This is a genomic window from Streptomyces sp. SN-593, assembly GCF_016756395.1.
Lineage (GTDB): Bacteria > Actinomycetota > Actinomycetes > Streptomycetales > Streptomycetaceae > Actinacidiphila > Actinacidiphila reveromycinica.
This window is the reverse complement of sequence record NZ_AP018365.1, coordinates 5,068,839-5,086,906: the sequence shown is the minus strand read 5'-3', so window position 1 is coordinate 5,086,906 and position 18,068 is coordinate 5,068,839. Positions and strand designations below refer to the sequence as shown.

The following is an 18,068-nucleotide window of genomic DNA, read 5'->3' as shown; positions in this document are numbered from 1 at the left end:
ACCGGCGCGCCGTCAGGGCCTGTCCGGCGGATCGTGCCGGTCGGGCGCGCGACGTCCGGTGCCGTGCACCGCGCGGCGGAGAACCGTCCGCGCACCGGGTCGTACGTGGACCGGGTCGTACGTGGACCGGGTCGTACGTGGAGGGTTCGACAACGCGGGGAGGTGCGGCGCCGGGCGTCGCGGGCCCGGCAGGACCCGCCGCACAGCCCTCAGGCGCGTTCGAGGATCGCCGTCACTCCCTGCCCGCCCGCCGCGCAGATGGAGATGAGGCCGCGCCCCGGGGCGTCCCGCTCGGCGAGGAGGTGGGCCAGCGTCGCCACGATCCGCGCCCCGGTCGCGGCGAAGGGGTGTCCGGTGGCGAGCGAGGAGCCCGCCACGTTCAGCCGGGAGCGGTCGATCGCGCCGAGCGGCTCGGCCAGCCCGAGCCGCTCGGCGCAGAACGCCTTGTCCTCCCACGCCGCCAGGGTGGCCAGCACCTGGGACGCGAACGCCTCGTGGATCTCGTAGAGGTCGAAGTCGCCCAGGCGGAGGCCGGCCCGCGCCAGCATCCGCGGCACCGCGTAGGCCGGCGCCATGAGCAGCCCGTCGGTGTCGGGGCGGCCGGCGACGAAGTCCACCGCGGCCGTCTCGTAGGCGGTGAGGTACGCCAGCGGGGTCAGCCCGCGCCGCGCCGCCCACTCCTCGGAGCCGAGCAGCACCACCGCCGCGCCGTCGGACAGCGGGGTGGAGTTGCCCGCGGTCATGGTGCCGCCGGGGCCGCCGTAGACCGGCCGCAGCCGGGCGAGCTTCTCGGGGCTGGAGTCGGGCCGCAGGTTCTGGTCGCGGTCCAGGCCGCGGTACGGACCGACCAGGGACGCGAAGAAGCCGCGGTCGTAGGCGGCGGCCAGGTTGCGGTGGCTGGCGGCGGCCAGTTCGTCCTGGGCGGCGCGGGTGATGCCCCACCGCTCCGCGGTGAGCGCGGCGTGCTCGCCCATCGACAGGCCGGTGCGCGGCTCGGCGTTGCGCGGCATGTCGGGCACCACGTGGCGCGGGCGCACCCCGGCGAGCGCGCGGGCCCGCCCGCCGAGGGACTTCGCCCGGCGGGCGGCGAGCAGGGTGCGGCGCAGCTCGTCGTTGACGCCGAGCGGGGCGTCGCTGGTGGTGTCGGCGCCGCCCGCGATGCCGGAGTCGATCACCCCGAGCGCGATCTTGGCGGCGACCGCGAAGACCGCTTGCAGGCCGGTGCCGCACGCCTGCTGGACGTCGTAGGCGGGGGTGGTCGGCTCGAGGACCGAGCCGAGCACGGTCTCCCGGGCGAGGTTGAAGTCGCGGGCGTGCTTGAGCACGGCGCCGGCCGCGAACTCCCCCACCACCGGGCCGGCTCCGGCCCGCGCGCCGCCCTCGCGGCCGGCCAGTCCGGTCCGCTCGGCCAGGCCGTCGAGCGCGGCGGTGAGCATGTCCTGGTTGGACGCGGTGGCGTAGGGGCCGTCCGAGCGGGCGAAGGGGATGCGGTGGCCGGCGATGACGGCGACACGGCGAACGGTATGCATACGGAACTCCTGAGGGCTCTTGGCCGGAGCGACGACTCACCAGTAGCCTTACCGGCGGTAAACTTACTCCAGAGTAAGGAGAAGGCCAATGGCCGACCGCTATCTCGGCTTCACCGGTACGGCTCCCGGCCGCTTCCTCACCCGGCGGCTCGGCCTGCCGCAGCCGGCCGCGCTGCGGCGCTGGTCACCCGTGACGCCTGAACTCGACGGCCCCGTCCTGCGGTTGACCGCGGGCGAGGCGCCGCCGCCGGCCGCGCCGGGCGGGACGGCGCCGGCCGCGGTGGTGCTGGACGCGACCGGCATCGCGGACCCGGCGGGGCTGCGGGCCGTCCGCGCCAGCCTGCACCCGCTGGTGCGCACCCTGGCCGCGAGCGGCCGGGTGGTGGTGCTCGGTGCCCGGCCGGACGGCGCCGACGTCCACCAGGCCGCCGCCCAGCAGGCGTTGGAGGGGTTCGTCCGCTCGCTCGGCAAGGAGATCGGCCGGGGCAGGACGGTGCAGCTCGTCCGGCTCGCGCCCGGCGCCGACGCCGGCTCCACTCTGGACTTCCTGCTCTCGCCCCGGTCCGCCTACGTCAGTGGGCAGGTGATCGAGGTCGGCCCGGAGGTGGGCGGTCCGGGCGCCGGGGAGGCGGGGGTGGACGCCGCGCCGGGTGCCGGCGCGGCCGGGGACGCCGAAGGGGCGGCGCGGGCCGGCACCGGCGCGGCCGGGACCCGTACGGCGCTGGTCACCGGCGCGGCCCGCGGCATCGGCGCCGAGGTCGCGGCCACCCTCGCCCGGGACGGCGCGCACGTGATCTGCCTGGACGTGCCGCAGGCCGCCGAGGCGCTCGCCGTCACCGCGGCGCGGGTCGGCGGTACCGCGCTGACCGTGGACATCACCGCGCCGGACGCGGCGGAGCGGATCGCGGCCGCGGTGCCCGGCGGCCTGGACGTCCTGGTGCACAACGCCGGCATCACCCGCGACCGCAAGCTCGCCAACATGACGGCCGAGGGCTGGGACACGGTCATCGAGGTCAACCTCGCCTCGGTGCTGCGCGTCACCGACCACCTGCTCAAGGCCGGCGCGGTCCGCCCGCACGGCCGGATCGTCGGCACCGCGTCCATCGCCGGCATCGCCGGCAACGTCGGCCAGACCAACTACGCCGCCTCCAAGGCCGGCGTCATCGGCTTCGTCCGCGCGCTGGCCGCCGACAGCGGGGTCCGCGGGCGCGGCATCACCGTCAACGCGGTGGCCCCCGGATTCATCGAGACGAAGATGACCGCCGCCGTACCGCTGTTCATCCGCGAGGCGGGGCGGCGGATGAACTCCCTCGGCCAGGGCGGCCTGCCGCAGGACGTCGCCGAGACCGTGTCCTGGCTCGCGGCGCCCGGCTCCGGCGGGGTGACCGGCCAGGTCGTCCGCGTCTGCGGGCAGTCGCTGCTGGGGGCGTGAGATGGCCCTGCTGCTCACCCTGGGGCGCGGCGCGCTGACCGGGATCGGCAAGCGGCCGTCGGCCGGTGCCGCGCTGCCGCGGCTGCGGCTCGCCGAGCCGGAGGTGCGGATCGACCCGGCGCGGATGGCCCGCTACGCCGAGGTCTGCGGCTACTCCCCGGCCGCCGACCGGGTCCCGCTCACCTACCCGCACATCCTCGGGTTCCCGCTGGCCGCACGCGTCATGGCCGCCCGGGACTTCCCGCTACCGCTGATGGGGCTGGTGCACACCTCGATCGAGATCACCGCGCACCGCCCGCTCACCGTCGACGACCGGCCCGAGATCGCCGTGCACGCCGAGGAGTTGCGCCCGCACCGGCGCGGTACGGAGGCGGTCCTCGTCACCGAGGCCCGTATCGGCGGGGCGGCGGTGTGGACCGACCGCAGTACGTACCTGGCCCGGCACGCCGCCGATCGCCCGCCGGAGCAGCACGCCGGGCCGGAGGCCGGGCAGGTCTCCGGCCCGGGGGCGGACGGCGCGCGCGACGCGGACGCGGACGGTGGACGGAACGCGGAGGCGGACGGTGGGCGGGACAGCGGGCAGGACGCGGGCGGGGCACTGCCCGCGGTCGAGGAGTGGCGGCTGCCGGCAGGCCTCGGCCGGCAGCACGCCCGCGTGTCCGGCGACTACAACCCGATCCACCTGCACGCGCTGACCGCCCGGCCGCTCGGGTTCTCCCGGGCGATCGCCCACGGGATGTGGACCGTCGCCCGCTGCGCGGCCGCGCTCGACCTGACCGAGCGGGTGCGCGCGCAGTTCCGGGCACCGGTTCCGCTGCCGTCCACGGTGACCTTCGCCGCGTCCGGCGACCGCTTCGAACTGCGCTCGCACCGGGGGGTGCACCTCACCGGCTCGTCCTGACGGGCGGGCTCACCGGCTGGACCCGAGCAGCGGGCCGCCCGGCAGCGGGGCGGACAGCCGCCGCCGGAGCAGCGGCGCCAGCGGCCGCTCGACCAGCCGGTGGACCAGCCAGGCGAGCAGCAGCATGGAGCCGATGGCGAGCGCCAGCACCGCGCCGGCGGGCAGCGACGTGTGGTGCTCCAGCCGGTCGATGACCTTGGTGCCGAGGATCTCGTGCACCAGGTAGAAGGGGTAGGTCAGCGCGCCCGCGGTGGTCAGCCAGCGCCACTCCACCCGGGCGACGCGCGGCACCAGGGTGGCCGCGGCGACCGCCGCGAACCCCGCGGCGACCAGCACGATCACCACCGTCGGCGACCGCAGGTAGAAGGGGTGGGAGCTGCGCGGCGCCACCAGGGCCTTGACCGCGTAGTGCTGGCCGAGCAGGAACCCGGTGGCGACCACGGACCAGTTCACCAGGTCGTGCCCGAAGCGGAAGACGAGGTAGAGGCCGATGCCGCCGACGAAGAAGGGCGCGTAGTCCGGCATCAGGGCCAGTTGCAGGAAGCCGTCGCCCGAACCCTGGGCGTAGACCGCGCCGAGCGTCCACAGCGCGCAGAACGCCAGCACCCGGCGGTGGGTCGCGCCGCGCCACAGCACGGTCAGCGCGAACAGCGCGTAGAAGCGCAGCTCCGCCCAGAGCGTCCAGGAGACGCCCAGTTGCCGCTGCGCGCCCGCCGGGGTCTGGAGCATCGTGAAGTTGGTGATCAGGTCGGTGCGGGAGACGGTCTGCTCGCCGATCAGGAAGAGGACCACCGCCACCAGGATCAGCGCCGCCCAGTACGCGGGGTACAGCCGGCTGATCCGGGAGACCGCGAACTCCTTCACGCTGCGGCCCCAGCCGCTCATGCAGATCACGAACCCGCTGATGACGAAGAAGATCTGCACGCCGAGCGGGCCGTAGGCGCTGGGCGCGATCAGGTGCGGAAGGAGTTCCCGCACCGGGCGGTGCCACGCGTCGCCGCCGCGGACCACGTAGTGGTAGGTCGCGACCATGAGCGCGGCGATCAGCCGCAGCCCGTCCAGGGCCCGCAGCCGCGCCCGCGGCGCGGGCGGGCCCGCGGCCGGCGCCGGGACCGCGGGCACCACGGCGTCGGGCAACGCCGCTTCGGGCACCGCGGCTTCGGGCAACGCCGCTTCGGGCACCGCGGCTTCGGAGATCGCGGCTCCGGTGCGGGGCGGCGCGTCCGTCGGCGGCGGGCCGGGCGGGGGGAGGGTCGAACTCATCCCGTTCTTCCTTCCTGCCGGCGGGGGCAGAGATCGTGGGCAGGGGAATTGCCGGCGCCGTCGGGGAAAAGCGGACGCCGTCCCGACGCGGGCGCCGCAGGACGGCGGTACTCCGGAACGGAGTTCGGTGTCCGCCGTCGGCGCTCGCTCTCCGCACCGGTCCCCGGAACCCTAGCCGCCGAATTGCTGTGAAAAACCCGTGTGCCGTTCTTGGGGCGAATCCGGACAGGACATTAACCGCCGGGCCACGGCGAATTCATCCGCGCCAGGGCAACCTTCGGCGCGGGACGGGATATCGGGGTGACCGCCGGCCCGGGCGAAGCCGAAGTGACCGCCGGCCCGGGCGAAGCGGGAATGACCGTCGGCGTGGGCGGACGTGGGGGGGCGGACGGGGCGGCCCTCGACAGGGCCAGCGGTCGGGGCACTCCCGGCGCCCCCGGGGGTCAGGGCGACCAGGGCCGGCCGGCGAGCAGGTTGCCGAGGCCGGCCCACGCGAAGTTCATCAACGTGGCGGCGGTCTCCCGCCCGTTGGCGGAGGACCCGGCCAGGGACTCCGCGGCGCCCACCAGCGCCAGCGCCAGCGCCCGCACCTCGCGGTCGGCGAGCACCGGTACGCAGGGCGCCTCGCGGGCGGCGGTGCCGATCAGCGCGGTGACGAACTCCACGATCTCCACCCGCATCGCGGCGACCTCGTCCGCGGAGGGCGCGCCGCCGCTCCGGGCCTGGCCGTAGAGGAGGTTCCAGCCGTCGGGGTGCTCGGCGGTGTACCGGAAGAACCCGAGCAGGCCGGACCACAGTTGGCGGTCGGGCGCGGCACCGGCCTCGACGGACGCGCGCACCGCGGCGCTGAGCGCCTTGGCCTCGCGCCGCACGCACGCGGTGAACAGCTCGTCCTTGGACTTCAGGTAGAGGTAGACCAGCGGCTTGCTGACGCCGGCCGCCTCGGCGATCTCGTCCATGGAGGTGGCGCGGAACCCGCGGCGGGCGAAGACGGAGACGGCCGCGTCCAGCATCTGCTGCTCGCGGACCGCCCGCGGCACGCGCTGCGCGCGCTTGCCCTGGGTCTCCACTGCGCACCCTCCCCCGTGCTCGCTCGGCGACCGGTCGCGGCGACCGGGCGGGTCAGGCGGTGTGCGGTTCCCCGTCGCGCGCGACCTCGCGGGCCTGGTCGTCGGCCTCGTCCTCTTGGCCGGCGGCGGCGGCCAGGTTCATCCGGGTGCGCTCGACCCGGTTCGAGACCTGGGTGGCGGCCTGCTCGCGGACACCGCGCAGCAGGATGAAGCTGAGCGGCGCGGACACGATCAGCGCGAGCAGCGCGACCCAGAGGTAGTTCGAGTCACCGAGCCCTGCCGGCAGGACGCGCAGCCGGACCAGGCCCCAGATGACCCCGAAGCTGGCGACGATGAGGCCGAAGCGCAGTGCGGTGTATCGGAGCATGCGTCCAGTGAAGCACGCCCGCTTCCGGATCATCGGCCCGCCCCCGGGGCAAGGGCCCCGCCCCACGGGAGCACGGCCGGCCGCGCCGCCGAGCCGAAGGGCCCGCGCCGGGTCTACAGCCGGGGCGCGCCGCCGCCGGAGGCGGGGGAGGAGCCGGCGGCGGAGGAGTCGGCGAGGGAGTCGGCGGCGGGGAAGAGCGGCAGCAGCATGAAGACGTCGTCGCGGTCGTCGCCGGGGGCGACGCGGATCGCGTTCGGCACCCGGCCCACCTCCTTGTACCCGCAGGAGGCGTAGAAGCGTTCGAGGCCGAGGCCGCCGCGGCAGGTGAGCCGGATCGCCTCGATCCCGTCGAACCCGCGCGCGGCCCGCTCGGCCGCGGCCAGCAGCTCCCGGCCCTGCCCCGTGCCCTGGTGGCGCGGGTGGACCATCACCGTGTAGAGCCATATCCAGTGGGTCATCAGCCGGTGGGCGTTGAAGGTGAGGAACGCCGTCGCGGCGATCCGGCCGTCCTCGTCGCGGCCGACGAGCAGCCGCCGGCGCCCCGCCTCGACCTCGGCCACCGCGCCCGCCAGGCTCGGCGCGATGTCCTCGGCGGTGACCGGCGGCACGAAACCGACCGCGCCGCCGGCGTTGCTCACGTCCGCCCACAGCGCGAGCAGGCCCGCGCGCAGTTCCTCGTCGAGCGCCGGGTCGAGGGTGAAGGTAAGTGCCATGCGGGCAGCCTACCCATTACCTCGACCCGGTCCTCCACCGTCCCGGTGTCGCCCGGGTCACACCCGCATCGGCTGCGGCGACTCCCGGCGGGAGCCGTCCGGGCCCGGGTACTCGCGGATGATCTCGTAGCGCGTGTTGCGCTCCACCGGGCGGAAGCCGGCGTCCCTGATCAGGTCGAGGATGTCGTCCCGGGTCAGCTTGTTGGGCGTGCCGTAGTCGTCCGCGTCATGGGTGATCTTGTACTCCACGACCGAGCCGTCCATGTCGTCGGCGCCGTGGTTCAGGGCGAGTTGGGCCGTGGACAGGCCGTGCATCACCCAGAACACCTTCACGTGCGGCACGTTGTCGAACAGCAGCCGGGACACCGCGAAGGTCTTCAGCGCCTCGGCGCCGGTGGCCATGGTGGTCCGGGCCTGGAGGGTGTTGCGGACCTTGCCGTCCTTCATGTCCACGAAGTCGTGCTGGTAGCGCAGCGGGATGAAGACCTGGAAGCCGCCGGTCTCGTCCTGGAGCTCGCGCAGCCGCAGCACGTGGTCGACGCGGTGCCGCGGTTCCTCGATGTGGCCGTAGAGCATGGTCGCCGGGGTCTTGAGCCCCTTGGAGTGCGCCAGCCGGTGGATACGGGACCAGTCCTCCCAGTGGGTGCGGTGGTCCACGATGTGCTGCCGCACCTCCCAGTCGAAGATCTCGGCGCCGCCGCCGGTCAGCGACTCCAGGCCGGCGTCGATCAGCTCGTCCAGGATGTCGGAGGCGGACATCCCGGAGATGGTCTCGAAGTGGTGGATCTCGGTGGCGGTGAACGCCTTCAGCGAGACCTGCGGCAGCGCCTCCTTGAGCGCCTTCAGCGACCGCGGGTAGTACCGCCACGGCAGCGTCGGGTGCAGGCCGTTGACGATGTGCAGTTCGGTGAGGTTGTCGCCCTCCATGGCCTTCGCCAGCCGGACGGCCTCCTCGATCCGCATCGTGTACGCGTCCTTCTCGCCCGGCTTGCGCTGGAAGGAGCAGTACGCGCAGGACGCGGTGCACACGTTCGTCATGTTGAGGTGGCGGTTGACGTTGAAGTGGACCACGTCGCCGTTCTTGCGGGTGCGCACCTCGTGCGCCAGACCGCCCAGCCACGCCAGGTCGTCGGACGCGTAGAGCGCGACCCCGTCCTCCCGGGTCAGCCGCTCGCCGGCGTGGACCTTCTCCTCCAGCTCGCGCTTCAGCCCAGCGTCCATGTCTGTGTCTCTCCTCCTACGGGGTTCTCCCCGACGGTACTCCCCCGCCCTCCGGCCGCTCGCGCCCCCGTCACCCCTCCTCGGGAAGGTTCCCGACCCGGTTCTCCCACTTGGTGGACAGCACGATGGTGGTGCGGGTCCGGGCGACGCCCTTCGTGCCGGACAGCCTGCGGATGGTGTGTTCGAGCCCGTCCACGTCGCCGACGCGCACCTTGAGCATGTACGAGTCGTCCCCCGCGATGAACCAGCAGTCCTCGATCTCGTCCAGGTCCGACAGCCGCCGGGCCACCTCCTCGTGGTCGGCGGCGTCCGAGAGCTGGAGCCCGACCAGCGCGGTCACGCCCAGGCCCATCGCGGCGGGGGCGACGGTCGCGCGGTAGCCGGTGATCACGCCCGCCTGCTCCAGACGGTTGATCCGGTCGGTGACGCTCGGCCCGGACAGGCCCACGAGCCGGCCCAGCTCGGCGTAGGACGCCCGCCCGTTCTCGCGCAACGCCTGGATGAGCTGCCTGTCCACCGCGTCCATCGGATTGGACCCTCCCGTTCGCCTGGTGACTGCGCTGTCTGGACACGAATCTAAGGCATGGAACGCTTCCCGCCCTCTCTTTGCCGCCCGTTCGCCTCCACAGGCTGGGACACGCTGTCCGCCGCACCCTCGGCGGTACCGGGTCGGGGGCACCCAGATCCGGCACCCCGGTCCGCGGCCGGCGTCAGCCCTCCGCGGGCCCCGCGCCGCCGGCGTCCGAGGACGCGCCGCCCAGCTCGCCCGTCCACCGCCGGTACAGCCGGTGCGGCACGCCCGCCGCGTCCAGCACCCGCCCGGCCACGAAGTCCACCAGGTCCTGCGCCGTGGTGCCGCCGGCGTAGAAGGCCGGCGAGGCGGGCAGCACCACCGCGCCCGCGTCCGCCAGCGCGGTGAGCTGGCGCAGCGTCTGGCCGCTCAGCGGGGTCTCGCGCACCGCGACCACCAGCGGCCTGCGCTCCTTGAGCGTGACGCTCGCCGCGCGCTGGAGCAGGTCCTTGGACAGGCCCAGCGCGACGCCGGCCACGCACGCGGTGCTGGCCGGCACGATCAGCATGCCCCGGGCCGGGTACGACCCGGAGGACGGTCCGGCCGCCAGGTCACCGGCCGGCCAGTACCGTACGGCCGCCAGGTCGGGGCCGGGGGCGAAGGCGTCGGGCCTGCCGTCGGCGCCGCGGGCCAGCCACCGCGCCAGGTCCTCCCGCCAGTGCGCGTCCCGCACCGCGGCGCCGGTCTCGTCGAGCAGCGTCAGCCGGGCGGCCCGGCTGACCACCAGGTCCACGCTCTCCCCCGCGGCCAGCAGCGCGCGCAGCACCGCCGCCGCGTACGGCGTGCCCGAGGCGCCGGAGACGCCGACGATCCACGGCGCCCGGGGGCCGCGCCGCTCGCGGGCGCCCTCCGGAACGTCCCGCGCGGCGCCCGCGGCGCCCGCGGCGGTGTCGCCGTCGCCGTCCATGTCCTGCCCGCCCGCGTCCTCCACGCCGTCGAGCGTAGCCGCGACCTGGGCAGGCCGCCGACCCGGGCGGGTTCGCCCGCATTCCGGTCGGAACGACCGCTTCCGGCCGTTCGGCCGGCGCCCGGGGGGAACCGCTGACGGTGTCGGTGGCGTCGTGCACACTGGAGTGCACAGAAACCACCTGGGGGCGTGGTGGATTGGGGGGATCCGGTGGCGTACGGACGTATCGCGGCGTACACCGGCCGCACGGGGGCACGGCTCGGGGCGCTGCGGATCCGCGACCGGGCGGGTGCCGGTTCCGCGGGCGACCGGATCGTGTCCGCCGCGGCTCTGATGACCGCCTGGGTCGCGCTGCTGTGGGCGCTGGAGGTGGTCGACACGGCCACCGGCCACCGGCTGGACAGCCTGGGCATCCAGCCGCGCCGGGCGGGCGAGTTGGCGGACGTGGTGCCGTCGGCGTTCGTCCACTTCGGCTACGGGCACCTGGCGTCCAACACGCTGCCGCTGTTCGTGCTCGGCTTCATCGCCGCGCTGCGCGGCATCGGCCGCTTCCTGGCCGTGTCGTTCGCCGTCGTGGTCGTCGACGGGCTCGGCGTGTGGGCCTGCTCCCCGGCGCACACCAACACCGCGGGCGCCTCCGGCCTGGTCTTCGGCCTGTTCAGCTACCTGCTGGTGCGCGGCTTCGTCGACGGCCGCGCGCTGGACCTGGTGGTGGGCCTGCTCGTCGGGGCGTACTACGGCACCTCCATCCTGTGGGGCGTGCTGCCGGTGCACACCGGCGTGTCCTGGCAGGGCCACCTCTTCGGCCTGGTCGGCGGGGTGGCCGCGGCCTACCTCTTCCGCGACCGGCCACCCGAAGTGCGGGCCGGCCGACCACCGTTCGCCGGGTGACCGGTTGCCGGACCCCGGCAGCCAACCGCCCCCCGACTCGCCCGGAACAACCCGGGTGAAGACACAGCGCCCGCACAGCTACGCTTCTGCTCCAGCTCGTCCGCTTACCCACCGCTTCCTAGGAGTTCGTCATCATCAGCATGCGCAAGGGCCTCGCCGCCGCCGGAGTGGTGGCCCTCATATCCGCCGGGTCCGCAGCGTGCGGTGCGGACGACCCGGCCTCGCCGCAGGGGAAGGTGGACAACGCCTTCCAGAAGCTCGGCAAGCAGAACACCATCACCGTGGACCTGGGCTTCAGCGGCACCTCCGCCTCGATCTACTCGGCCATGAAGGGTGAGGACGGCTTCACCCAGGCCGACGCCGACCTGCTCGCGTCCCTGCACGTGACGATCGGCGGCAGCTCGCAGAAGTCGCTGTCCCTGCTCGGCAAGAGCCTGGGCAAGGACGCAGGTGCCACCAAGGACTCCTCCGCGGGCTTCCTGCTCTCCACCGACGGCCCGAGCGGCAAGAAGCTGATCGAGGTGCGCGCGGTCGGCCAGAAGGTCTACCTCCGCGCCGACGTGCAGGGCCTGGAGAAGCTCGACACGGACCGGTCCGACGCGGGCTCCATCGCCGAGTTCAACGACCAGTACCTCGACAGCCTGTCCAGCACGCCCGGTTCGGTGGGCGCGGCGGCCAGCGGCAAGTGGGTCAGCATCGACCCGGCGGTGTGGAGCGCGTTCGTCAAGACCGCCCTCGCCGCCCAGGGCGGCGGCAGCGACTCCGGCTCCACCACCCCGACGCTGGACGCGAAGACGCAGAACCAGGTGGTCGCCGGGCTGCAGGCCGCGCTGACGAAGGACGCCACCTTCGCCGACGCCGGCAAGAAGGACGGCGCCGACCACATCACGGTCACCGTGCCCGCGCGGCAGTTCGCCCAGGACGTCGCCTCCGGTGTCGCCCCCGCGCTGAAGCAGATCCCGGGCATGAAGCAGTCCGACCTCGACGAGATGCAGCGGGCCGAGGGCGTGCCGGCGAAGAAGGTCACCGCCGACGTCGCCGTCAAGGACGGCAGCGTCTCGTCGATCACCTTCGACATCCACCAGCTCGACAGCGAGTCCACCGGCCCGCTGCCGCTGACCGTGTCCTTCAAGGGCAGCGCGGCGCCGATCACCGCGCCGAGCGGCGCGGTGGCGCTCAACCCGCAGGACGTGGTGAGCGCGGTCATGGGCATGATGGGTGACGACTCGGGCAGCTCGGACGACTCGATGTTCTGAGCGGCGCCCCCGCGCAGGACGGCGGCGGCCCCGGCGGATGATCCGCCGGGGCCGCCTCCGCGTGAGGGCCGCCGCCGCGTGTGCGGGCTACCAGCTCAGGCCGCGCGCGATCAGGTCGAGCAGCGCGAAGACGAACAGCGTGATGCCGATCACGCCGTTCACCGTGAAGAACGCCCGGTTGAGCCGGCTGAGGTCGTGCGGCTTCACGATCGAGTGCTCGTAGACGAAGGCGCCGGCCACGATCGCCATGCCGACCCACCAGAAGCCGCCCGAGCCGGTCGTGGCGCCGTACCAGACCAGCAGCGCGGTGGTGACCACGTGGCAGGCCCGCGCCCCGTACAGCGCCGCCGGGACGCCGAACCGGGCCGGCACCGACTTCACGCCGTGCGCCCGGTCCGCGGCCACGTCCTGGCTGCCGAAGATCAGGTCGAACCCGCCGATCCACACCCCGACCGCCACGCCCAGCACGACCGCGTGCCAGTCCCAGGAACCGGTCACCGCCAGCCACGCGCCGATCGGGCCCATCGCCTGCGCGAGGCCCAGGATCGCGTGCGGGAAGTTCGTGAACCGCTTGCCGTACGGGTAGACCACCATCGGCACCACCGCGATCGGCGCCAGTGCCAGGCACAGCGGGTTGAGCAGCGCGGCGGCGCCGAGGAAGACCACCACGGCCACCAGCGCGCCGGCCCAGGCCGAACGCACCGACAGCGCACCGGTGACCAGCTCGCGCCCGGCGGTGCGCGGGTTGCGGGCGTCGATCTCCCGGTCGATGATCCGGTTGCAGGCCATCGCGAAGGTCCGCAGGCCGACCATGGCCACCGTCACCAGCAGCAGTTCGCCCCAGTGCACGCTGCCGTCCTCGCGGAACATCGCGGTCAGCGCGGCGATGTAGGCGAAGGGCAGTGCGAAGACCGAGTGCTCGATCATCACCAGCCGCAGGAAGGCCCGGACTTTGCCGTCGGGCCGCGGCTCCGACTCGAACAGGTCCGGCGTCGTGGCGCTCACAGGCCGTACTCCTTCCACCTCTTGGTCACCAGCTCTGCCGTCTGCGGGTCGGAGAGCACCATCTCGGGCCACCCGCCCTCCCGCGTGTACCCCTCCTCAGGCAGCTTACGGGTCGCGTCGATGCCCGCCTTGCCGCCCCAGAACTGCTGGTACGACGCGTGGTCGAGGTGGTCGACCGGGCCCTCCACCACCGTGAGGTCCCTCGCGTAGTCGGTGTTTCCGAACGCCCGCCAGGCGACCTCGTGCAGGTCGTGCACGTCGCAGTCGGCGTCCACCACCACGATGAGCTTGGTGAGCGACATCATGTGGGCGCCCCACACCGCGTGCATCACCTTCTGCGCGTGCTTGGGGTACTTCTTGTCGATCGAGACGATCGCGCAGTTGTGGAAGCCGCCCGCCTCCGGCAGGTGGTAGTCCACGATGTCCGGCACGATGATCTTCAGCAGCGGCAGGAAGAACCGCTCGGTGGCGCGCCCCAGCGGGCCGTCCTCCGTCGGCGGCCGGCCGACCACGATCGACTGGAACACCGGCCGCTTCCGCATCGTGACGCAGTCGACGGTCAGCGCCGGGAACGGCTCCTGCGGGGTGTAGAACCCGGTGTGGTCGCCGAACGGCCCCTCCGGCAGCGTCCGTCCGGGCTCCAGCCAGCCCTCGACCACCACCTCGGCGTGCGCGGGGACCTGGAGCGGCACCGTCCTGCAGTCGACCAGCTCGACCCGCCTGCCCTGCACGAACCCGGCGAACAGGTACTCGTCGATGTCGCCGGGCAGCGGGGCGGTCGCGGCGTAGGTCACCGCGGGCGGGCAGCCGAAGGCGATCGCCACCGGCAGCCGCTCGCCGCGCCGCTGGGCGACCTGGTAGTGGTTGCGGCTGTCCTTGTGGATCTGCCAGTGCATGCCGATGGTGCGCCGGTCGTGCCGCTGGAGCCGGTACAGGCCGAGGTTGCGCACCCCGCTGACGGGGTCCTTGGTGTGGGTCAGGCCCAGGTTGAAGAAGGAGCCGCCGTCCTGCGGCCAGGTGAACAGCGCGGGCAGCCGGTCCAGGTCCACGTCGTCGCCGGTGAGCACGACCTCCTGGACGGGGGCGTCCTTCACCTTCTTCGGCGGGACGTGCACCATCCCGGCGAGCTTGCCGAACGCCTCGCGCACCCCGACGAACCCGTGCGGCAGCTCCGGCCTGAGCAGCCCGCCGATCTTCTCCCCGATGTCCGCGTACGACGCCAGGCCCAGGGCCTTCAGCAGCCGCCGGTCGGTGCCGTACACGTTCATCGCCAGCGGGGCGAGGGAGCCGCGCACGTTCTCGAAGAGCAGCGCGGGGCCGCCGGCCTTGTTGACCCGGTCGGTGATCTCCCCGACCTCGAGGTACGGGTCCACCTCGGCGGTGATCCGCTTGAGGTCGCCGTCCTTCTCCAGTGCCCTGAGCAGCGAGCGGAGGTCGTCGTAAGCCATGCGGCCAGTCTTCCACCCCGCGCCGCCCGCACGCGGCCGGGCCGTCGGGTGCCGGCGACCAGGTCGTAACCTGGGTGGGGTCAAGGGTTGGTCAACAAGGGGGCCGGGGTTTCGAATGACGCGCTACATGCCGTTCCTGCTGGTCATCGCGGTATGGATATACGCCTTCGTGGACTGCCTGGGCACTCCGGACCGGCAGGTGCGCGGACTGCCCAAGGTGGTCTGGCTGCTGATCGTGCTCTTCTTCGGCGAGATCCTGATCGGCCCGCTGGCCTGGCTGGCGCTGGGCAAGCGGCGCGTGGCGGGCCCGCGCGGCGGCTTCGGCGCCGGGTGGGGGCCGGACGCCTCCCGCCGGACCGGCCCGCAGGAGCGCCGCCCGCTCGACGGCGACGTGCTCCAGGCGCCGCGCGAGGGCTGGATCCCGCCGGACGACAACCCGGAGTTCCTGCGCTCGCTGGACGAGTTGAACCGCCAGAAGCGCGGGGACGGCACGCCCCCCTCGCCCGAGGGCGAGTGAGCCGTACCGTCCCGGTCGGCCGCGACCTTCGTCACACCCGGCGGTCACACCCCGGCGGTCACACCCCGGCGTAGGAGTGCTTGCCGGTCACGAAGATGTTCACGCCGTAGTAGTTGAACAGGAAGCACGCGAAGGCGATCAGCGCCAGGTAGGCGGCCTTGCGGCCCTTCCACCCGGCGGTCGCGCGGGCGTGCAGGTAGCCGGCGTACACCACCCACGTGATGAACGACCAGGTCTCCTTCGGGTCCCACTCCCAGTAGTGGCCCCACGCCGCCTGCGCCCAGATCGCGCCCGCGATGATGGTGAACGTCCACAGCGGGAAGACCAGCGCGTTCATCCGGTACGCGAACTTGTCCAGGCTCGCCGCGGACGGCAGCCGGCGCATGATGTCGCCCCACCGGTTGTTCTGCGCCCGCCCGGCCAGCACCGCCACCTCGTAGTGGTCGCGGAACAGGTAGAGCAGCGTGCCGACCGCCGCGAGGTAGAAGACCGCGCCGGAGATGATCGCGCACGACACGTGGATCCACAGCCAGTACGAGTGCAGCGCGGGCACCAACTGCTCGCTGGAGGTGTAGAGCACCGACAGCGCCAGGCCCAGGTCGAGCAGCACCGAGGTGGTCAGGAACAGCCCGATCCAGCGGACGTTCTTCTTCAGCACCAGCAGCAGCAGGTACGCGCCGACCGCCACCGCGCCGAACGTGGTGGAGAACTCGTACATGTTGCCCCACGGCGCGCGCTGCACCGAGGCGGCCCGGAAGGCGACGCCGCAGACGTGCAGCAGCCAGGCCAGGGCGGTGAAGGAGATGGCGATCCTGCCGTACAGGTCGGCCCTCTCGTTGCCGCCCGACGCGCCCGGGCCGTCGGCCATGTCGCGGTCGCTGGCGGAGGCGCGCGTGATCACCTTGGGCCGCTCCAGGGTGGTGGTGCCCCCCGCGGAGCGCACCGCCACCGCGGGGGCGGCGGCCGCCGGGCCCGTGGTGGTGAGCGCGGCCGACTGCACGGCGATCTTGCTGCGGCCGCCGAAGACCCACTCGGCGAGGTGCGCGAGGAAGGCGAGCGCGTAGACGAACATCGCCGAGCGGATCAGGTAGTTGCTGTAGTTCGCGAAGTTCTCGTTGACCGCGGACGCGAGGTTCACGCGCGGGCTCCTTCGTCGTGGGGCGGGGTTGGCGGTTCGTCGGGGGCGTTCGAGGCGCCGGACCCGGGTACGGTCGCGGGTTCGGCCTCGTCGGCGGGATCGGGTGCGGGGGCCGCGGGGCCGGGCGTCGCGCCGGCCTCGGGCGTGGCCTCGGCGTCGGGCGTCGCGCCGGACCCGGGTCCGGCGTCGTCGTCGGCCGCGCCGGAGCCGGCGTCGGGCTGCGAGGCGTGCGCCGGGGCGGCCCTGACCGGGGCGTCGGGTTGGAGCTGGTCCACGAGGTGGCCCAGCTCGTCGGCGATCCGGGCCGACTCGCTGCGGCCGAGGCCGCCCGTCTCCACCAGCGTGCCCTGGTCCGACGGCACCGCGCGCACCCAGATCCGGCGCCGCTGGATGAACAGCGACCCCATCAGGCCGAGGATCGCGATGATGCCGCTGACCAGGGCCAGTTCGTTGCCGGACTGGTGGGAGATGGTGAAGCTGGCCCAGCGCTTGACCCCGTCGAACTCCAGGCTGCCGGCACCGCCGGGCAGCGTCATGGAGTCGCCCACGCCGAGCGCGACACCGTTGACCCCGGTCTTGGTGTTGAGCTTGTACTGCTTCATGTGGGTGGTGTCGAGCTGGTACACGTTCTGCGCGATGCCGGAGTCCAGGCCGAGGTCGCCGTGGTACGCGTTGAGCCACAGGATCGGCTGGAGCTCGGCGGGGAAGAGCGACACCGGGCCCTGCGCGGTGTCGCCGGTCGGGGTGAAGAAGCCCTCGAACGCGAGCTGGTCGGGCTTGCCGTTCTTGCCCATGGCGTCGGGGACCTTGATCACCCCGGTCGAGGTGAGGTTGGCGTCCTGCGGCAGGAAGGGCACCGGGCCCTGGTAGGCGACGTTGCCCTGGGCGTCCTTGACGGTCACCACGGGCGCGTAGCCGTGCGAGATCAGGTACACCTTCTCCCCGCCGATGCTCAGCGGGTGGTTGGTGGAGATCGTGCCCTTGGTCGGGTGCGCGCTGCTGGTGCCGCTCCAGTAGTGGATGTCCGCCTGGAACTTCAGCGCGGTGCCGCGCTCCGGCCCGCTGGTGGCGTACTGGTCCTCGAAGCTGTCCAGCGAGAAGCCGAACGGCTTGAGGTCGTCGGCGCCGTAGAGCGTGCCGCCGGAGAAGTCGTCGTACTGCGTGAGGTTGTTGACGAAGCCGTCCTGGCCCTCGACCACCAGCTTGCCGCCGGACGCCGCGTTCAGCGAGGTCCAGGCGAAGCCGATCAGCAGGCCGAACAGGGCCACGTGGAAGAGCAGGTTGCCGGCCTCCCGCAGGTAGCCCTTCTCGGCGGCCACCGAGGTGCCGGTGACGTCCACCCGGAACCGCCGTCCGCGCAGCGCCTTGCGGGCGGCCTGCGCGACCTGCTCCGGGCTCGCGTCGGTCCGCCAGGTGCTGTACGCCGGCAGCCGGTCCAGCCGGCGCGGCGCGCCGGGCGGCTTCGCCCGGAGCTGGCCGACGAACTGCCAGCTCCGCGGCACGATGCAGCCGGCCAGCGAGACGAACAGCAGGATGTAGATCGCCGAGAACCACGGCGAGCCGTAGACGTGGAAGAGGTCGAGCCGGGAGTACAGCGGGCTGATGTCCGGGTGCGCCTTCTTGAACGCGGTGACCTTCAGCTCGTCGCTGCGCTGCGGGATCAGCGAGCCGGGGATCGCGGCCAGCGACAGCAGGAAGAGCAGGATCAGCGCGATCCGCATCGACGTGAGCTGCCGCCACATCCAGCGCAGCCAGCCGAGCGGGCCCAGCGACGGGCCGCTGGCCAGGGTGTCCGCCGGCTGGGTGGACAGTTGCGCGCCCGCGGCGCCGATGCCGTCC

The 18,068-nt window shown here is 73.5% G+C and carries 17 protein-coding genes; 5 read left to right on the top strand and 12 right to left on the bottom strand.

The window, feature by feature from the left end; genetic code table 11:
- Positions 1-209 precede the first annotated feature (209 nt).
- Positions 210-1,529 (bottom strand): acetyl-CoA C-acetyltransferase, encoded by a 1,320-nt coding sequence (locus RVR_RS21490; protein WP_202235403.1) that lies wholly within the window; start codon positions 1,527-1,529, stop codon positions 210-212.
- Between the two features lie 88 nt (positions 1,530-1,617).
- On the opposite strand from RVR_RS21490, the gene RVR_RS21485 reads away from it, so the two are divergent.
- Together RVR_RS21485 and RVR_RS21480 are read left to right on the top strand one after the other, a co-directional pair.
- Positions 1,618-2,961, top strand: coding sequence for a 3-oxoacyl-ACP reductase (locus tag RVR_RS21485; RefSeq protein WP_202235402.1), 1,344 nt, complete (start codon positions 1,618-1,620; stop codon positions 2,959-2,961).
- 1 nt (position 2,962) lies between these two features.
- Entirely contained in the window at positions 2,963-3,862 is a 900-nt protein-coding gene (locus RVR_RS21480; protein ID WP_202235401.1) for a MaoC/PaaZ C-terminal domain-containing protein, read from the top strand.
- A gap of 9 nt (positions 3,863-3,871) precedes the next feature.
- On the opposite strand, the gene RVR_RS21475 is transcribed toward RVR_RS21480, so the two are convergent.
- The 7 genes from RVR_RS21475 to RVR_RS21445 all read right to left on the bottom strand — a co-directional run bounded on the left by RVR_RS21475 (position 3,872) and on the right by RVR_RS21445 (position 9,998).
- Positions 3,872-5,125, bottom strand: coding sequence for an acyltransferase family protein (locus RVR_RS21475; protein WP_202235400.1), 1,254 nt, complete (start codon positions 5,123-5,125; stop codon positions 3,872-3,874).
- Positions 5,126-5,568: 443 nt separating this feature from the next.
- Complete coding sequence (locus tag RVR_RS21470; protein ID WP_202238891.1) at positions 5,569-6,138, bottom strand: TetR/AcrR family transcriptional regulator; 570 nt, start codon at positions 6,136-6,138, stop codon at positions 5,569-5,571.
- 109 nt (positions 6,139-6,247) lie between these two features.
- On the bottom strand, positions 6,248-6,562 hold the full coding sequence (locus RVR_RS21465) for a DUF4229 domain-containing protein (protein ID WP_202235399.1): 315 nt from the start codon (positions 6,560-6,562) through the stop codon (positions 6,248-6,250).
- 113 nt (positions 6,563-6,675) lie between these two features.
- Complete coding sequence (locus RVR_RS21460; RefSeq protein WP_202235398.1) at positions 6,676-7,275, bottom strand: GNAT family N-acetyltransferase; 600 nt, start codon at positions 7,273-7,275, stop codon at positions 6,676-6,678.
- Positions 7,276-7,332: 57 nt separating this feature from the next.
- Positions 7,333-8,496, bottom strand: a complete 1,164-nt coding sequence (gene mqnE / locus RVR_RS21455; protein WP_202235397.1) for an aminofutalosine synthase MqnE — start codon at positions 8,494-8,496, stop codon at positions 7,333-7,335.
- Between the two features lie 70 nt (positions 8,497-8,566).
- Positions 8,567-9,022, bottom strand: coding sequence for an Lrp/AsnC family transcriptional regulator (locus tag RVR_RS21450; RefSeq protein WP_202235396.1), 456 nt, complete (start codon positions 9,020-9,022; stop codon positions 8,567-8,569).
- Positions 9,023-9,206: 184 nt separating this feature from the next.
- Complete coding sequence (locus RVR_RS21445) at positions 9,207-9,998, bottom strand: UbiX family flavin prenyltransferase (RefSeq protein WP_237404887.1); 792 nt, start codon at positions 9,996-9,998, stop codon at positions 9,207-9,209.
- 309 nt (positions 9,999-10,307) lie between these two features.
- On the opposite strand from RVR_RS21445, the gene RVR_RS21440 reads away from it, so the two are divergent.
- Together RVR_RS21440 and RVR_RS21435 are read left to right on the top strand one after the other, a co-directional pair.
- Positions 10,308-10,865, top strand: coding sequence for a rhomboid family intramembrane serine protease (locus RVR_RS21440; RefSeq protein WP_202238887.1), 558 nt, complete (start codon positions 10,308-10,310; stop codon positions 10,863-10,865).
- 140 nt (positions 10,866-11,005) lie between these two features.
- Positions 11,006-12,121, top strand: coding sequence for a hypothetical protein (locus RVR_RS21435; protein ID WP_202235395.1), 1,116 nt, complete (start codon positions 11,006-11,008; stop codon positions 12,119-12,121).
- An 87-nt stretch (positions 12,122-12,208) separates the two neighbouring features.
- Here RVR_RS21435 and mqnP read toward each other — a convergent pair whose 3' ends face one another.
- Positions 12,209-13,126, bottom strand: a complete 918-nt coding sequence (gene mqnP / locus RVR_RS21430) for a menaquinone biosynthesis prenyltransferase MqnP (RefSeq protein ID WP_202235394.1) — start codon at positions 13,124-13,126, stop codon at positions 12,209-12,211.
- Positions 13,123-14,574 carry a menaquinone biosynthesis decarboxylase gene (locus RVR_RS21425; protein WP_202235393.1) on the bottom strand — a complete coding sequence of 484 codons (1,452 nt, stop codon included), beginning with the start codon at positions 14,572-14,574 and terminating at the stop codon, positions 13,123-13,125. Before RVR_RS21425 ends, mqnP begins: the two co-directional genes overlap by 4 nt.
- A gap of 115 nt (positions 14,575-14,689) precedes the next feature.
- Between RVR_RS21425 and RVR_RS21420 the strand changes: the two genes are divergently transcribed.
- Entirely contained in the window at positions 14,690-15,091 is a 402-nt protein-coding gene (locus RVR_RS21420; RefSeq protein ID WP_202235392.1) for a PLD nuclease N-terminal domain-containing protein, read from the top strand.
- Positions 15,092-15,149: 58 nt separating this feature from the next.
- On the opposite strand, the gene ccsB is transcribed toward RVR_RS21420, so the two are convergent.
- Together ccsB and resB are read right to left on the bottom strand one after the other, a co-directional pair.
- Positions 15,150-16,229 carry a c-type cytochrome biogenesis protein CcsB gene (ccsB, locus tag RVR_RS21415; RefSeq protein WP_202235391.1) on the bottom strand — a complete coding sequence of 360 codons (1,080 nt, stop codon included), beginning with the start codon at positions 16,227-16,229 and terminating at the stop codon, positions 15,150-15,152.
- Positions 16,226-18,061, bottom strand: coding sequence for a cytochrome c biogenesis protein ResB (resB, locus tag RVR_RS21410; protein ID WP_237405360.1), 1,836 nt, complete (start codon positions 18,059-18,061; stop codon positions 16,226-16,228). The genes ccsB and resB overlap by 4 nt, the downstream gene beginning before the upstream one ends.
- Between the last annotated feature and the right edge of the window lie 7 nt (positions 18,062-18,068).

Bases quoted from the DNA above. Each gene is read 5' to 3' on its own strand.
- RVR_RS21490 (WP_202235403.1), bottom strand. From the start codon at position 1,529: ATGCATACCGTTCGCCGTGTCGCCGTCATCGCCGGCCACCGCATCCCC.
- RVR_RS21485 (WP_202235402.1), top strand. From the start codon at position 1,618: ATGGCCGACCGCTATCTCGGCTTCACCGGTACGGCTCCCGGCCGCTTC.
- RVR_RS21480 (WP_202235401.1), top strand. From the start codon at position 2,963: ATGGCCCTGCTGCTCACCCTGGGGCGCGGCGCGCTGACCGGGATCGGC.
- RVR_RS21475 (WP_202235400.1), bottom strand. From the start codon at position 5,125: ATGAGTTCGACCCTCCCCCCGCCCGGCCCGCCGCCGACGGACGCGCCG.
- RVR_RS21470 (WP_202238891.1), bottom strand. From the start codon at position 6,138: ATGCTGGACGCGGCCGTCTCCGTCTTCGCCCGCCGCGGGTTCCGCGCC.
- RVR_RS21465 (WP_202235399.1), bottom strand. From the start codon at position 6,562: ATGCTCCGATACACCGCACTGCGCTTCGGCCTCATCGTCGCCAGCTTC.
- RVR_RS21460 (WP_202235398.1), bottom strand. From the start codon at position 7,275: ATGGCACTTACCTTCACCCTCGACCCGGCGCTCGACGAGGAACTGCGC.
- mqnE (WP_202235397.1), bottom strand. From the start codon at position 8,496: ATGGACGCTGGGCTGAAGCGCGAGCTGGAGGAGAAGGTCCACGCCGGC.
- RVR_RS21450 (WP_202235396.1), bottom strand. From the start codon at position 9,022: ATGGACGCGGTGGACAGGCAGCTCATCCAGGCGTTGCGCGAGAACGGG.
- RVR_RS21440 (WP_202238887.1), top strand. From the start codon at position 10,308: ATGACCGCCTGGGTCGCGCTGCTGTGGGCGCTGGAGGTGGTCGACACG.
- RVR_RS21435 (WP_202235395.1), top strand. From the start codon at position 11,006: ATGCGCAAGGGCCTCGCCGCCGCCGGAGTGGTGGCCCTCATATCCGCC.
- RVR_RS21425 (WP_202235393.1), bottom strand. From the start codon at position 14,574: ATGGCTTACGACGACCTCCGCTCGCTGCTCAGGGCACTGGAGAAGGAC.
- RVR_RS21420 (WP_202235392.1), top strand. From the start codon at position 14,690: ATGACGCGCTACATGCCGTTCCTGCTGGTCATCGCGGTATGGATATAC.